The 14,654-nt window shown below is 71.9% G+C and carries 12 protein-coding genes and 1 pseudogene; 7 read left to right on the top strand and 6 right to left on the bottom strand.

What is annotated here, in order from left to right:
- The first annotated feature begins 87 nt into the window (after positions 1-87).
- Both AB0K02_RS02995 and AB0K02_RS02990 read left to right on the top strand, forming a co-directional pair.
- Complete coding sequence (locus AB0K02_RS02995) at positions 88-507, top strand: hypothetical protein (RefSeq protein WP_365990551.1); 420 nt, start codon at positions 88-90, stop codon at positions 505-507.
- A 113-nt stretch (positions 508-620) separates the two neighbouring features.
- Positions 621-2,048 (top strand): S28 family serine protease, encoded by a 1,428-nt coding sequence (locus AB0K02_RS02990; protein ID WP_365990550.1) that lies wholly within the window; start codon positions 621-623, stop codon positions 2,046-2,048.
- A gap of 58 nt (positions 2,049-2,106) precedes the next feature.
- Here AB0K02_RS02990 and AB0K02_RS02985 read toward each other — a convergent pair whose 3' ends face one another.
- Entirely contained in the window at positions 2,107-3,924 is a 1,818-nt protein-coding gene (locus tag AB0K02_RS02985) for a glycoside hydrolase family 3 N-terminal domain-containing protein (protein ID WP_365990549.1), read from the bottom strand.
- 217 nt (positions 3,925-4,141) lie between these two features.
- Positions 4,142-5,053 (bottom strand): LysR family transcriptional regulator, encoded by a 912-nt coding sequence (locus AB0K02_RS02980; protein WP_365990548.1) that lies wholly within the window; start codon positions 5,051-5,053, stop codon positions 4,142-4,144.
- Positions 5,054-5,159: 106 nt separating this feature from the next.
- Here AB0K02_RS02980 and AB0K02_RS02975 point away from each other — a divergent pair, with 106 nt between their 5' ends.
- Entirely contained in the window at positions 5,160-6,077 is a 918-nt protein-coding gene (locus AB0K02_RS02975) for an EamA family transporter (RefSeq protein WP_365990547.1), read from the top strand.
- A 140-nt stretch (positions 6,078-6,217) separates the two neighbouring features.
- On the opposite strand, the gene AB0K02_RS02970 is transcribed toward AB0K02_RS02975, so the two are convergent.
- The 4 genes and pseudogenes from AB0K02_RS02970 to AB0K02_RS02955 all read right to left on the bottom strand — a co-directional run bounded on the left by AB0K02_RS02970 (position 6,218) and on the right by AB0K02_RS02955 (position 9,068).
- Positions 6,218-6,829, bottom strand: coding sequence for a DUF6058 family natural product biosynthesis protein (locus AB0K02_RS02970; RefSeq protein WP_365990546.1), 612 nt, complete (start codon positions 6,827-6,829; stop codon positions 6,218-6,220).
- 78 nt (positions 6,830-6,907) lie between these two features.
- Positions 6,908-7,684, bottom strand: coding sequence for a sugar phosphate isomerase/epimerase family protein (locus AB0K02_RS02965; RefSeq protein ID WP_365990545.1), 777 nt, complete (start codon positions 7,682-7,684; stop codon positions 6,908-6,910).
- Positions 7,681-7,854: pseudogene (locus tag AB0K02_RS02960) on the bottom strand (MarR family transcriptional regulator); the annotation flags it as partial. The pseudogene AB0K02_RS02960 and the gene AB0K02_RS02965, both read right to left, overlap by 4 nt.
- Before the next feature lie 116 nt (positions 7,855-7,970).
- The gene (locus tag AB0K02_RS02955; protein ID WP_365990544.1) at positions 7,971-9,068 is read right to left on the bottom strand and encodes a LacI family DNA-binding transcriptional regulator; all 1,098 of its coding nucleotides are present in this window, start codon (positions 9,066-9,068) and stop codon (positions 7,971-7,973) included.
- Positions 9,069-9,206: 138 nt separating this feature from the next.
- On the opposite strand from AB0K02_RS02955, the gene AB0K02_RS02950 reads away from it, so the two are divergent.
- The 4 genes from AB0K02_RS02950 (at position 9,207) to AB0K02_RS02935 (ending at position 14,648) form a co-directional block, all read left to right on the top strand.
- The gene (locus AB0K02_RS02950; protein ID WP_365990543.1) at positions 9,207-10,358 is read left to right on the top strand and encodes a Gfo/Idh/MocA family oxidoreductase; all 1,152 of its coding nucleotides are present in this window, start codon (positions 9,207-9,209) and stop codon (positions 10,356-10,358) included.
- A complete protein-coding gene (locus tag AB0K02_RS02945) occupies positions 10,355-11,509 on the top strand; it encodes a dihydrodipicolinate synthase family protein (protein ID WP_365990542.1) in 1,155 nt (384 codons plus the stop codon). Before AB0K02_RS02950 ends, AB0K02_RS02945 begins: the two co-directional genes overlap by 4 nt.
- Entirely contained in the window at positions 11,506-12,336 is an 831-nt protein-coding gene (locus AB0K02_RS02940) for a sugar phosphate isomerase/epimerase family protein (RefSeq protein WP_365990540.1), read from the top strand. Before AB0K02_RS02945 ends, AB0K02_RS02940 begins: the two co-directional genes overlap by 4 nt.
- Positions 12,337-12,428: 92 nt before the next feature.
- Complete coding sequence (locus AB0K02_RS02935) at positions 12,429-14,648, top strand: ATP-dependent RecD-like DNA helicase (RefSeq protein WP_365990743.1); 2,220 nt, start codon at positions 12,429-12,431, stop codon at positions 14,646-14,648.
- Positions 14,649-14,654: the final 6 nt, after the last annotated feature.

Here is a 14,654-nt window from a genome sequence, read left to right as displayed (position 1 = left end):
ATCGGCTGCCCGCGCGGACGCCTCGCAACCAATCCCGCCGTACGTGCGTCGTACGCATGTACGGAGCAGTGGCAGGGGGGAGCGGACGTGGCCGATCGGGTGGGGAACGGGAACAAGCACGCGCGGCGGGCGGCCCGGCTACTGGCCCGGGTGCTCGCCGTGCTGACGGCCGCGTCCGCCATGGCGCTGGCGGGCCCGGGCCTCCAGAGCGCCGAGGCGGCGGCGCCGTGCGCCGGACGTCTGGCGAAGTCCCTCTCCTTCGCCACCGGTGAGCTGAGGGTCTACCAGAACAGGCAGCAGGTCTGCGCCGTCACCCTCGCCAGGAACCCCGGCCCCAGGCGGCCCATGTCCGTCTCCCTCCAGGTGCGCGGCGACCACGCGGAGACCGACAGCGGAAACTTCAGGCGCCAGGCCGGGCCGGTCACCGTGCCGGCGCGCGGCCGCTGCGTGAAGGCCACCGGTGCCGTCTCCGGCACCTCCCGCTCGACCGGCTGGATCCTGTGCTGAGCACTCCTCGCCCGGCCACACCATGGCCAACTTGGGGTGGCGGGGCCGGTGTTGGCACCGCTAGGTTCACCGCGACCGTTTGATCTCAAGGGGAGATCTTCAGGGGAGGGTGAATGCGCAAGGCGCTCAGATGGCTGCTGTCGCTGGTGGTGCTCATAGGCACCGTGAGCGCGGCCGGAGCGACGGCCGGTGCGGCGACCGCCGCCGAGCCGACGGCCGGCACGGACATCAAGGACCGGATCCTGGCGATTCCGGGCATGAGTCTCATCGAGGAGAAGCCGTACCCGGGTTACCGGTTCTTCGTCCTCAACTACACACAGCCGGTCGACCACCGGCACCCGGACAAGGGCACCTTCAAGCAGCGGATCACCCTGCTGCACAAGGACACCGACCGCCCCACCGTCTTCTTCACCTCCGGCTACAACGTGTCCACCACGCCGCGCCGCAGTGAGCCGACGACCATCATCGACGGCAACCAGGTCTCCCTGGAGTACCGCTTCTTCACGCCGTCGCGGCCCGCTCCTGCGGACTGGTCCACGCTGAACATCTGGCAGGCCGCCAGCGACCAGCACCGGGTCTTCGCCGAGCTGAAGAAGATCTACACCAAGAAGTGGCTGTCCACCGGCGGCTCCAAGGGCGGCATGACCGCCACGTACTACGAGCGCCACTACCCGCGCGACATGGACGGTGTCGTCGCCTACGTCGCGCCCAACGACGTCGTCAACAACGAGGACAGCGCCTACGACCGCTTCTTCGAGAACGTCGGCACCAAGGAGTGCCGCGACAGGCTGAACGCGGTGCAGCGCGAGGCCCTCGTGCGCCGTGAACCGCTGGAGGCCGTGTACGAGAAGTACGCGGCGGACAACAAGCTCACGTTCGACACCGTCGGCGGCCTGGACCGCGCTTTCGAGGCCGTCGTCCTCGACTACGTGTGGGCGTTCTGGCAGTACAGCCTGCTCGCGGACTGCGACACCATCCCGGCCGCGGCCACCGCCTCGGACCAGGAGATCTGGGACAGCATCGACGCGATCTCGGGCTTCTCCGCCTACGCGGACCAGGGTCTTTCGACCTACACGCCGTACTACTACCAGGCGGGCACCGAACTCGGCTCCCCCGACATCAGGCAGCCGCACCTCGACGGCCTGAGCCGCTACGGCTACCAGCCGCCGCGGAACTTCGTGCCGCGTGACATCCCGATGCGGTTCAAGCCGTGGGTCATGAGGGACATCGACACCTGGGTGCGCCACAACGCCACCCGGATGATGTTCGTCAACGGCCAGAACGACCCGTGGAGTGCTGAACCGTTCCGTCTCGGTGCGGGCGCGCGCGACAGCTACGTCTACACGGCGCCGGGCGCCAACCACGGCGCCAGCGTCGCCCGTCTCGCCGCCGACGAGAAGGCGAAGGCCACCGCCACGATCCTGACATGGGCGGGCGTCGCCCCGGCCGCCGTCCAGGAGGACCCGACGAAGGCCAGGCCGCTCGCCAAGGCGGACGCCAAGCTCGACAAGCGGGACACGGAGCGCACCCTGCGTCCGTGACCCCTGTGCGACCGGAGGGGCTGTGTCCGCGGTACGGCGGACACAGCCCCTTCGCGCGTCAGCTGTACGACAGCCCGTGGCCGATCGGGAACAGCACCTGCGACGGGTCGTCGGCGCGCTGCACCGGGACCGGCAGCCGGCCCTGCGGTTCGGCCGCGCCCGCGACGACCCGGGCGGCGGCGCGGAGTTCGACGTCGGTCCACGAGTAGCTCGCGAGCGCCGCCTTCACCCCGCTGAGCCGGGCGATGTCGTACGGATTGCGGATCGCGAGCGCGACGACCGGCACCCCCGTGGCGACCAGCCGGTCCACCAGCGTCCGCTGCGAACTGGTCGCCGAGACGTTGTAGGTGCCCACGACGACGACGTCCTTGCCCTGGGCGGCGGCCACCGCCTCGGCGATCTTTGCGCTGCTGGGTGCCGTGCCCGTGGACAGGGCGCTCGCCCGGAAGCCCAGCTCGGTGAAGGCGTTCGCCAGTACGGACGTCGGCGGGCCCGTCGTGCCGCTGGGGGAGGCCGGGTCGGCGCCGACGACCAGCAGGTTCGGCCGGCTGCGGCGGCTGAGCGGCAGCAGCCCCTCCGGGTTGGTCAGCAGGGTGGTGGTGCCCTCGGCGATCCGGTCGGCGGCCGCCAGGTGCGGGGCCGTGCCGACGGCGAGGTCCACGCCCCGGCGGGTGACGAACGGGTCGCGAAACAGCCCGAGCTTCTCCTTGAGGAGCAGAATCCGCAGGATCGATTCCTCGATGCGGGCGACGCTGAGCTCGCCGCTCCGGACCGCACCCATCACGCCGTGCCAGGCGACCGCCAGGTCCGGCGGGTTGAGCAGCTGGTCCACACCGGCGAGCAGAGCGAGCACCGGCACCCGGTGGTCGCCGTACTTCTCCCGCACGCCCTGCATGTTGAGCGCGTCCGTCACGACGACGCCGTCGTAGCCGAGCTCCTCGCGCAGGATGCCGGTGAGGATCGGACGGGAGAGCGTGGCCGGGTCGTTGCTCGGGTCCAGGGCGGGGAACTGGATGTGCGCCGTCATGATCGAGTCGATCCCGGCGTCGATCGCCGCCCGGAAGGGCGGTGCGTCGATCCGCTCCCACTCCTCACGGGTGTGGGTGATGACCGGGATGCCGGTGTGGCTGTCCACGGTGGTGTCCCCGTGGCCCGGGAAGTGCTTGGCCGTCGCGGCGATCCCCGCTGCCTGGTAGCCCGTCACCTGGGCGGCGGCCATCCGGGCGACGGCGGCCGGGTCGGCGCCGAAGGACCGCACCCCGATGACCGGGTTGGCCGGGTTCACGTTCACGTCGGCGTCGGGCGCGTAGTTCTGCGTGATGCCCATGGCGGCGAGCTCGGTGCCGGCGATGTGCGCGGCGGTACGGGCGGCGGACCGCGAACCACCGGCCCCCAGCGCCATCGCGCCCGGCATCAGCGTGGCCGGCTTGCCGACGCGGGCGACGATGCCGTGCTCCTGGTCGGTGGAGATCAGCAGCGGCACGGGCGTGGGCTGGGCGAGTCCGGCCCGCTGGATCCCGTTCGACAGGTCAGCGATCTGGTGCGGGTCGCGGGTGTTGTGCGCCCAGGCGAAGTAGATGATGCCGCCGACGTGGTACCGGGCGACGAGCTCGGCCGCCGTGCGGACGCCGATCTCCTTGAGGTTCGCGTCGACATCGGCCTGATCGGGCGCGGTGGCGGAGTGCCCGTAGACGCGCATCACGAAGAGCTGGCCGACCTTCTCCTCCAGGCTCATCCGGGAGATGAGGCGCTTGAGGCGGTCTCGGGTGCCGGGGGCGGCGGACGTCGCGGCGGCGGGTGACGCCGTCGCGACCGCCCCTGCGGCGACCGCGGTCGCGGTGAGAAGGGTGCGTCTGGAGAGGTTCCGGTCGTGCACTGGTGCTCCTTCCGGCCTTGCTCGACAAGGGAGTTGCACAAGGGAGTTGCACAGGCGAGTTGCACAAGGGGGTTGAAGGAAACTTCCAAGGTGCCACGGATATCCGGAAAGTAACTGCCAGGTCAAGGCCCCGCGCAGAACCGGCACGAACGGTGCCTCCCGTCGCGGCTGCACCGCCGGCGGCGGATCGTCCGGCTCACGCCGCCGGGCCGGCTGCTCACACCGGGGCGGCGACCTTCGGCCACAGCCGCTGCACCGTGCGCACCGTCTCCCTGATCGCGGGACGCCTCGCCGCACCCGCACGCCACAGCGCGCGCAGACGCCGGCTCGGCGCCGGATCCAGTCCGACGACCGTGACCTGAGGCGGCAGCGGCCCGCGGCCCAGCCGGGGGACCAGCGCGATGCCGAGTCCGGCGCAGACCAGGGCCACCTGCGTGTGGTACTCCTCGGCCTGGTGCGCTATCAACGGCTCGTGGCCCGCCGCACGGAGAGTGCGCATGAGCCAGTCGTGACAGACCGTTCCCGGCGGCTGCGTGATCCATCGTTCGCCGCCCAGGTCCTCGCGGCGGACGGACTTCTCGGCGGCCATCGGGTGATCAGCCGGAACGAGCACGTCGCACAGGTCGTCGCCGATCACCGCCTGCTCCACGCCGGGCGGCGCCGGCATCGGGGCGATGTCCCAGTCGTGCGCCACGGCCAGGTCGATCGCCCCGCGGGCGACGAGGTCGATCGACAGGTGCGGATCGATCTCCTGGAGCCGGGCGTCCAGGGCGGGGTGGCGGCGGGCGAGATCGGCGAGTACGAGGGGCATCAGGCCGCGCGCCGCGCTGGCGAAACACGCGAGGGCCAGCCGCCCGGACGGCACGCCGCGCCGCTCCTCGAGACGCACCTCGGCCTCCTCGACGATGGCCATCAACCGCTGTGCCGTCGCGGCGAGTTGCTGTGCCTCGTCGGTCAGCCGCACGCCGCGGCCCTGCCGCTCCAGCAGCGTCGTACGGGTCTCCCGCTCCAGTTTGGCGATCTGCTGGGAGACGGCGGAGGGGGTGTAGCCGAGCGCTGCGGCGGCGGCGCCGACCGTGCCGTGGACGGAGACGGCGTGCAGGGCGCGCAGGCGGCCGAGATCGAGCACAGCGCATCCTTTCGTAAGCAGTGCTTCATCCAACCATGAAGAAATCTGCGCTGGTCCTGCACGGTCCCCGGCGGTGATGCTCGATGCCATGCGCCCCACTCGCGTCATGCCACCCGCTCACATCGCCCTGGCCGCCCTGGTCGCCGCCGTCTGGGGCGTCAACTTCGTCGTCATCGAGATCGGCCTCGACCACTTCCCGCCGCTCCTCTTCTCCGCCCTGCGCTTCCTCGCGGCGGCCCTGCCCGCGGTCTTCTTCGTCGGCCGCCCCAAGGTCGCCTGGAAGTGGATCGTCGGGGTCGGACTGGTCCTGGGGGTGGCCAAGTTCGGCCTGCTCTTCACGGGCATGGACCAGGGATCGCCGGCCGGCCTGTCGTCCCTGATCCTGCAGGTGCAGGCGGTCTTCACGGCCCTGTTCGCCTTCGTGGCCCTGGGGGAACGGCCGGGACCCGTGCGGGTCGTCGGCATGGCCGTCGCCCTCGGCGGCATCGCGGTCGCGGCGGTCGACGAAGGGACCTCGGGCCCGCTGCTCGGCTTCCTGCTCTGCATCGCCGCGGCGGCCTGCTGGGGCGTCTCCAACGTCATGACCCGCAAGGCGTCCCCGCCCGACGCCCTGAACTTCATGGTGTGGGTGAGCGTCGTCCCGATCCTCCCGCTGCTCGGGCTCTCCCTGCTCGTGGAAGGCGTGGACCGCGACATGGCGGCCCTGCGATCCCTGGACTGGACGGGCGCCGGCGTGGTGGTCTACGTCGCCTGGATCACCACGATCTTCGGCTTCGGCGCATGGGGCTACCTGATGCGCCACCACCCGGCCTCCTCGGTCGCGCCGTTCTCCCTGCTGGTGCCGGTGTTCGGCATGTCGTCGGCGGCCCTGTTCCTCGACGAGCCGGTCAGCCCGCTCCGCTGGTGCGCGGCCGCGCTGCTCGTGGGCGGTGTGGCCCTGACGTCGCTGCCGGCCCGCCCGACAGGCGGGCAGGCGAGCCCGCAGGCGGCGTCGGAGCCGGTCGCCGCCGGCCGTCCCTCCTGAACGCCGAGTACGTCAGCCGGGTCCGCGGTGCGCCCTGTCCGTCCGCCAGTCCCTCGTGCGGCAGTACGGCGGGACGGTCGGCACCTCCAAGTGGCGGGAGGTGGCGGGAGGCCCTCACCTCCGACCCGGAGAGCCCTGGCTCACGCTCCCGTGGCGACGGCCGACACGGGACGCGGGTAGCGCGCCCGCATCGCGTCGACGCACACGTCACGGGAGGTGGGGCCGCCGAAGCGCAGGCGGTCGTAGCCCGTGAACGCCGGCTCCAGGGCGTCCAGCTCGTCGATGAGCGCGTGCAGCCGGGCCGTCCATGCGGCCGAGCCCGCGTCCGGCGCGGACGGGGCCGCCGTGATGGCCGCCGTCAGGTGCTCCTTGCGCCGGATCGTGGCGGGACTCACCTCGTGCAGGCACACGTACTGCCCGCTCAGATACGCCTCCCACTCCCGCCGTCCCGTCTCCCCGTCCTCCCAGTGCGCCGTGAACCACTCCTCCAGCCGCTCAGCCCCTCCGGCCCGCTCCGTCAGTGCGAACAGGTCCCTGGGGACCATCTCCGCGCCGTCGGAGCGCAGGTAGCCGGGCAGCGGCAGCAGCCCCGCGAGCATCCTCAGCCGTACGGCGCCGGGATCGCAGCCCTCGGTCGCGCACAACTCCTCCAGCACCGCGAACTGGACCGTGACATACGCGTCGTCCGCGGGCGTCATCGGATGGTCGCCGTTGATCCGGCGGAAGCGCTCGGCCAGTTCCTTCTCGTACATGGGACCTCGTTCCTTCGATGGGACGCCGTCCCCACATGCTGGGCGCTCGTCCCTTCGGCCCCGGCCGAACCGTCCCCCTCAGATCAGGCCCCGCAGATGTTCCCGGCCCGCCGCGAGCAGCCCCGGCAGCTCGGCCGCCCCCTCGTACCAGCGCTTCTCGTACTCCCAGCAGACCCAGCCGTCCGGATCCGCCAAGGACAGGCACTCGGCGAGCGGAAGCAGGCCGGCGCCGAGCGGGAGCGGCGTCAGATCATCGCGCGAGGCCACGTCCTTGACCTGGAGGTAGCCGAGGAACGGGCTCAGCCCGGCGTGCGTCGTGCGGGGATCCTCGCCGCCGAGCCAGGGGTGCAGCACGTCCCACAGCGCGCCCGCGTGCTTGTGGCCGACCGTGCCGAGGACGCGCGAGACATCGGCGCCCGTGCGGTGCGAGTCGTGCGTCTCCAGCAGGATCCGCACACCCGCGCTCGCCGCGGTCTCTGCGGCCGTGCCCAGCCGCCGCGCCGCGATCGCGTCCGCCTCCGACGGGTCCTGGTCGCCGCCGCCGGGGAACACCCGGACGAACGCGGCCCCCAGGTCGCCGGCCAGGCGAACCAATTGGTCCAGCTCCCGCAGGACGGGGCCGTCGTCACCGGCCGCCGCGATCCGCGCGTACCCGGCGACGGTCAGGATCTCGACGCCCGCCTGCCCGAACTCCTGCACCACCGCCTGCCGTTCGGGAGTGGTGAGGTCCAGGTGCACCGGCTCCTCGGGGTGTGTGCGCAGCTCCACACCCTGGTATCCGGTCGCGGCGGCGAGCGCGGCCACATCCGCGACGGGCATGCCGGGAACGCCGAGGGTCGAGAAGGCGAACTTCATGGGGTCGGTCCTTCCTGCAGGGGCGGTTCGTGCAGGGGCAGCCGCCAGTCCTTGCCGACCAGCTCCGCCCCGTACGAGCGATGCGTTTGCTCCGCGACGAGTGCGAAGCCCGTCCGCTGGTACATCCGGCGGGCGGCGTGCAGCACGTCGTTCGTCCACGACACCATGTCCGGGCACCGTTCCTGAAGACTGAGTGGGCGTGAGTCCTGCTCCCAGGGCCCATGCTCAGCCGTGTGCCCCGAACGGTGTGGGGCACGCTGGGCGCCCGCCGCCGGCCCCGACGCCGTCAGTCCTCGCCCGCCGCCCGCCCCGGCCCCTCGCCGGGGCGGGCCGTCGACGCGCGCACCATCAGTTCCGCCGCGATCGTCGCGATGCCTCCCGGCGGCGGCGCCTCGTTCCCCATCGCCAGCCGCCCCGCCCGCGCCCCCGCCTCGAACAGCGGCAGCCGCACCGTCGTCAGCGCCGGCACCGCGTCGATCGAGAACGGCAGGTCGTCGAAACCGGCCACCGAGATGTCGTCGGGGATGCGCAGGCCCTGGTCGCGCAGCGCCGCGCAGGCGCCCAGCGCCACCGTGTCGTTCGCGGCCACCACGGCGGTCAACCCGGGCTCTCGCCGCAGCAGTTCGAGCGTGGCCTCGTATCCCGAGCGCCGGTCGTACGGTCCGTGCACCGTCAGCCGGTCCCCTTCGGCCTCCTCGCCGGCCAGCCCCGCCGCGGCCATCGCCGCACGGTGTCCCTCCAGCCGGTGCCGGGTCGTCGTGCGCTCCTCGGGCCCGGCGACGTATCCGATCCGCCGGTGCCCCAGCGAGATCAGGTGCTCGGTGAGGCGCCGCCCGCCGCCGCGGTTGTCGAAGGCGAGGGCCGCGAGGACCGCGTCGCTCCCGGGCAGCGGGGGCCGCCCGCAGAGCACCACGCGCGTCCCGGCGTCAGCCAGCTTCGTCAGCTTGGCGCTCATCGCCGCGATGTGCTCGGTGTCCTCGATCGCCCCGCCGGTCAGGACCACCGCCGCGGCCCGCTGGCGCTGGAGGAGGGTCAGGTAGGTCAGTTCCCGCTCCGGGGAGCCGCCGGTGTTGCACACCACGGCCAGCTTCTCGCCGCCGGCCCGCCCCGAGCCCTCCTGTCCGCCGATCTCGGTCTGGGCCGCTCCGGCCATGATCCCGAAGAAGGGGTCGGCGATGTCGTTGACCAGGATGCCGACCAGGTCGGAGGTCGCGGCGGCGAGCGAGCTCGCGGGGCCGTTCAGCACGTAGTCCAGTTCGTCGACCGCGCGCAGGACCCGTTCCCGCGTCGATGCCGCGACCGGGTAGTTGCCGTTCAACACGCGGGAGACGGTCGCCGGGGACACCCGGGCGCGCGCCGCCACATCCGCCAGGGTGACTGTCATCGCTTCCTCCGCAGGAGATGGACCGGCCCCCCTTGTCCGGGCCGCTGTCGGCAGGCTAGCTTCATACCGCGTAGAAAGCGCTTGCTACGCTCATATCGGGGATCTCGGGAAAACCGAGGGGAACATGGAGGTACCTACGTGACACGCAGGACAGTGCGGATCGCCGTGAACGGCGTCACCGGGCGAATGGGCTACCGCCAGCACCTGGTGCGTTCCCTCCTCGCGATCCGCGAACAGGGCGGTCTCGACCTCGGCGACGGCACCTTCCTGTGGCCCGAGCCGGTCCTCGTCGGCCGCCGCGAGCACGCGCTGCGCGCCATCGCCGAGCGGCACGGACTGACGGAGGTCTCCACCGACCTCGACGCCGTGCTCGCCGACGACACGATCGACGTCTACTTCGACGCCCAGGTCACCTCCGCCCGCGTCGAGGCGCTGCAGAAGGCCGTCGCCGCCGGCAAGCACCTCTACACCGAGAAGCCCACCGCCACCGACCTCACGGGGGCCCTGGAACTGGCACGTCTCGCCGCTGCCGCGGGCGTGAAGCACGGCGTGGTCCAGGACAAGATCTTCCTGCCGGGCCTGCTGAAGCTGAAGCGTCTGATCGACGGCGGCTTCTTCGGCGAGATCCTCTCCGTGCGCGGCGAGTTCGGCTACTGGGTCTTCGAGGGCGACTGGCAGGAGGCCCAGCGCCCGAGCTGGAACTACCGCGCGGAGGACGGCGGCGGCATCGTCGTCGACATGTTCCCGCACTGGGAGTACGTGCTGCACGAGCTGTTCGGCCGGGTCACCTCCGTCACCGCGCAGGTCGCCACGCACATCCCGCGGCGCTGGGACGAGGACGGCAAGCCGTACGAGGCGACCGCCGACGACGCCGCGTACGGCATCTTCGGGCTGGAGAGCGGCGCGATCGCCCAGATCAACTCCTCCTGGGCGGTCCGCGTCAACCGGGACGAACTGGTCGAGTTCCAGGTCGACGGCACCCACGGATCGGCCGTCGCGGGCCTGCGCAACTGCCGCGTCCAGCACCGTTCCGCCACGCCGAAGCCGGTGTGGAACCCGGACCTGCCCGTCACCGAGTCCTTCCGCGGCCAATGGCAGGAGATCCCCGACAACGCCGAGTTCGACAACGGCTTCAAGGCCCAGTGGGAGCTGTTCCTGCGCCATGTCGTGCTGGACGAGCCGTACCACTGGGACCTGCTGGCCGGAGCGCGGGGCGTGCAGCTCGCCGAGCTCGGCCTGCGCAGCCACGCCGAGGGCCGCCGCCTGGACGTCCCGGAGCTGTCGCTGTGACGATCCGACTCCCGCGCCCCGACGGCACGGCCCGCGCCTACGAACCCCGCACGGAGCCGCTGACCTTCACCACGGGCGCGCCCCTCACCTCCCGTACGGTCTTCTCCGCCGCCCACGTGGTGGCCGACCCGTACGCCGACACCACCCCCGACTCTGCCGCCGCCGTCGACTGGGACGCCACCCTCGCCTTCCGCCGCCACCTGTGGTCGCACGGCCTGGGCGTCGCGGAGGCGATGGACACCGCGCAGCGCGGAATGGGCCTGGACTGGCCGGGCGCCGCGGAGCTGATCCGCCGTTCGGCGGCGGAGGCGAAGGCGGTCGGCGGCACGATCGCGTGCGGTGTGGGCACGGACCAGCTGACCGGACCGGCGACGCTCGACGACGTCCGCGCCGCGTACGAGGAGCAGCTCGCTCTCGTCGAGTCGACCGGCGCACAGGCGATCCTGATGGCGTCTCGCGCCCTCGCGGCCGCCGCATCCTCGCCGGACGACTACGTGGACGTCTGCGCCCACCTGCTGCGCCAGGCGTCGGAGCCGGTGATCCTGCACTGGCTGGGCCCCATGTTCGACCCGGCGCTGGAGGGCTACTGGGGATCCGCGGACCTGGACGTGGCCACGTCCGTCTTCCTCGACGTGATCGCCGCACACCCCGACAAGGTCGACGGCATCAAGGTCTCGCTGCTGGACGCCCGGCGCGAGGTCGACCTGCGCCGCCGCCTGCCGCAGGGCGTGCGCTGCTACACGGGCGACGACTTCCACTACCCCGAACTGATCGCGGGCGACGCACACGGCTTCAGCCACGCGCTGCTCGGCGTCTTCGACCCGCTGGGCCCGCTGGCGGCCGAGGCGGTGCGGGTGCTGGACACAGGTGACACCGCGGGCTTCCGCACACTCCTCGACCCGACGGTCGAGCTGTCCCGTCACCTGTTCCAGGCCCCGACACGCTTCTACAAGACGGGCGTCGTGTTCCTCGCCTGGCTGTCCGGCCACCAGACGCACTTCTCGATGGTCGGAGGTCTGCAGTCCGCGCGCTCGCTGCCGCACCTGGCACGCGCGTACGAACTGGCCGACGGTCTCGGCCTGTTCCCCGACCCGGCGCTGGCCGAGTCCCGCATGAAGTCCCTGCTGACGGTGTACGGAGTCCCGCAGTGAACGCCCTCTCGCACTTCAGCGTCAACCAGATGACGGTGAAGCAGCTGACGCTGCCCTCGCTCGTCGGGGCCTGCACCCGCCTGGGCGTCCCCGCCGTCGGCCTGTGGCGCGAACCGGTCGCGGCGCACGGTCTGGAGGCGACGGCGAAGCTGGTGCGCGACGCGGGTCTGGCCGTCACGTCCCTGTGCCGCGGGGGCTTCCTGACCGCTGTGGACCCGGCCGAACGCACTCGCGCGCTGGACGACAACCGCGCGGCGATCGACGAGGCGGCCGCCCTGGGCACGGACACCCTGGTCCTGGTCTCGGGCGGCCTTCCGCCGGCCAGCCGCGACCTGGTCGCGGCGCGCGAACGGATCGCGGACGCGCTCTCGGTTCTGGCCCCCTACGCCGGCGAACGCGGCGTTCGCCTGGCGATCGAGCCGCTCCACCCGATGTACGCGGCGGACCGCTGTGTGGTCTCGACCCTGACCCAGGCCCTGGACCTCGCGGAACGCTTCCCGGCGTCGCAGGTGGGCGTGGTCGTGGACACGTACCACATCTGGTGGGACGACCGGGCGCCCGCCGAGATCGCCCGCGCGGGCGCACAGGGCCGCATCCACTCCTTCCAGCTGGCGGACTGGACGACCCCTCTCCCGGCGGGCGTCCTCAACGGCCGTGGCCAACTGGGCGACGGCGTGATCGACCTGCGCGAGTGGCGCGAGCGCGTGGAGGCGACGGGCTGGACGGGCCACATCGAGGTGGAGCTGTTCAACGACGGGCTGTGGGCGCGGGACGGGGCGGAGGTGTTGGGGGAGACGGCGAGGAGGTTTGTGTCGGAGGTGTTCTGAGGGCGGTCCCGGGGGAGACCCCGCACAGTTGTCCACAGGCCTCCCGCGCTGTCCGACCCCGGCGATACCGTCGGAGCATGTCCCAACAGGTCATGCCCCGCCTCGCCGTCCTCGAAGGCGTTCTCGAGCGGATCACGTACGCCAACGAGGAGAACGGCTACACGGTCGCCCGGGTCGACACCGGCCGGGGCGCCGGTGAGCTGCTCACCGTCGTCGGGTCGCTCCTCGGCGCGCAGGTCGGCGAGTCGCTGCGGATGGAGGGGCGTTGGGGCTCCCACCCGCAGTACGGCAAGCAGTTCACCGTGGAGAACTACACCACCGTGCTGCCCGCCACCGTCCAGGGCATACGGCGCTACCTCGGCTCCGGACTGATCAAGGGGATCGGGCCGCGCATCGCGGAGCGGATCGTCGACCACTTCGGTGTGGACACGCTGGACGTCATCGAGCAGGAGCCGAAGCGGCTCATCGAGGTGCCCGGTCTCGGCCCGAAGCGGACGAAGCTGATCGGGGCCGCCTGGGAGGAGCAGAAGGCCATCAAGGAGGTCATGGTCTTCCTCCAGGGCGTCGGCGTCTCCACGTCCATCGCCGTGCGCATCTACAAGAAGTACGAGGACGCCTCGATCTCGGTCGTGAAGAACCAGCCGTACCGGCTGGCGGCCGATGTGTGGGGCATCGGCTTCCTGACCGCCGACAAGATCGCACAGGCGGTCGGCATACCGCACGACAGTCCCGAGCGCGTGAAGGCCGGCCTGCAGTACGCGTTGTCCCAGTCGACCGATCAGGGGCACTGCTTCCTGCCCGAGGAGCAGCTGATCGCGGACGCGGTGAAGCTCCTCCAGGTCGACACCGGCCTGGTCATCGAGTGCCTCGCGGAGCTCGCGGCCGACGAGGAAGGGGTCGTACGGGAGCAGGTGCCCGGTCCCGACGGCGGTGAGCCGGTCACGGCCGTGTATCTGGTGCCCTTCCACCGCGCCGAGGTGTCCCTGGCCGGTCAGCTGCGCAGGCTGCTCCGGGCGGACGAGGACCGCATGCCGGCGTTCCGCGATGTCGACTGGGACAAGGCGCTGGCCTGGCTCGCGCAGCGCACGGGCGCCGCCCTGGCACCCGAGCAGGAGGCCGCGGTCAAGCTGGCGCTGACCAGCAGGGTCGCGGTGCTGACCGGAGGGCCGGGCTGCGGCAAGTCGTTCACCGTGCGCTCGATCGTCGAGCTCGCCCGCGCCAAGAAGGCGAAGGTCATGCTGGCGGCGCCCACCGGCCGGGCCGCCAAGCGGCTCGCCGAGCTGACCGGGGCCGAGGCGTCGACGGTGCACCGGCTGCTGGAGCTCAAGCCGGGCGGGGACGCGGCGTACGACCGGGACCGGCCGCTCGACGCGGACCTCGTGGTCGTCGACGAGGCGTCGATGCTCGACCTGCTGCTCGCCAACAAGCTCATCAAAGCCGTGGCGATGGGGGCGCATCTGCTGCTGGTGGGGGATGTGGACCAGTTGCCGAGCGTCGGCGCGGGCGAAGTGCTGCGCGACCTGCTGGCGGACGGCGGGCCCGTGCCCAGCGTGCGGCTGACGCGCATCTTCCGGCAGGCCCAGCAGTCCGGCGTCGTCACCAACGCCCACCGGATCAACTCCGGGATGCAGCCGGTCACCTCGGGGATGACGGACTTCTTCCTCTTCGTGGCTGAGGAGACGGAGGACGCGGGCAGGCTGACCGTGGACGTGGCGGCACGGCGGATTCCGGCGAAGTTCGGACTGGACCCGCGGCGCGATGTGCAGGTCCTCGCGCCGATGCACCGCGGTCCGGCCGGCGCGGGCACGCTCAACGGACTGTTGCAGCAGGCCATCACCCCGGCCCGGCCCGATCTGCCGGAGAAGCGGTTCGGCGGGCGGGTGTTCCGCGTGGGCGACAAGGTGACCCAGATCCGCAACAACTATGAAAAGGGGCGCAACGGCGTCTTCAACGGGACCGTCGGCGTCGTCACCTCGCTCAACGCCGACGACCAGCGCCTGACGGTGCTCACGGACGAGGACGAGGAGGTGCCGTACGACTTCGACGAGCTGGACGAACTGGCCCACGCCTACGCGGTCACGATCCATCGCTCGCAGGGCAGCGAGTATCCGGCCGTCGTGATCCCGGTCACCACCGGCGCCTGGATGATGCTCCAGCGGAACCTGCTGTACACGGCCGTCACCCGCGCCAAGAAGCTCGTCGTGCTGGTCGGCTCCCGGAAGGCGATAGGGCAGGCCGTGCGCACGGTTTCCGCAGGCAGGCGCTTCACCGCACTGGACCACCGGCTGGCTGGCGGGCCGCCGACCGCCTGAGCGGCC

The organism is Streptomyces sp. NPDC049597 (assembly GCF_040675505.1).
In the GTDB taxonomy this organism is placed as follows: domain Bacteria; phylum Actinomycetota; class Actinomycetes; order Streptomycetales; family Streptomycetaceae; genus Streptomyces.
Note: the sequence above shows the minus strand (reverse complement) of the source record. Positions and strands in the feature narration are given on the sequence as shown.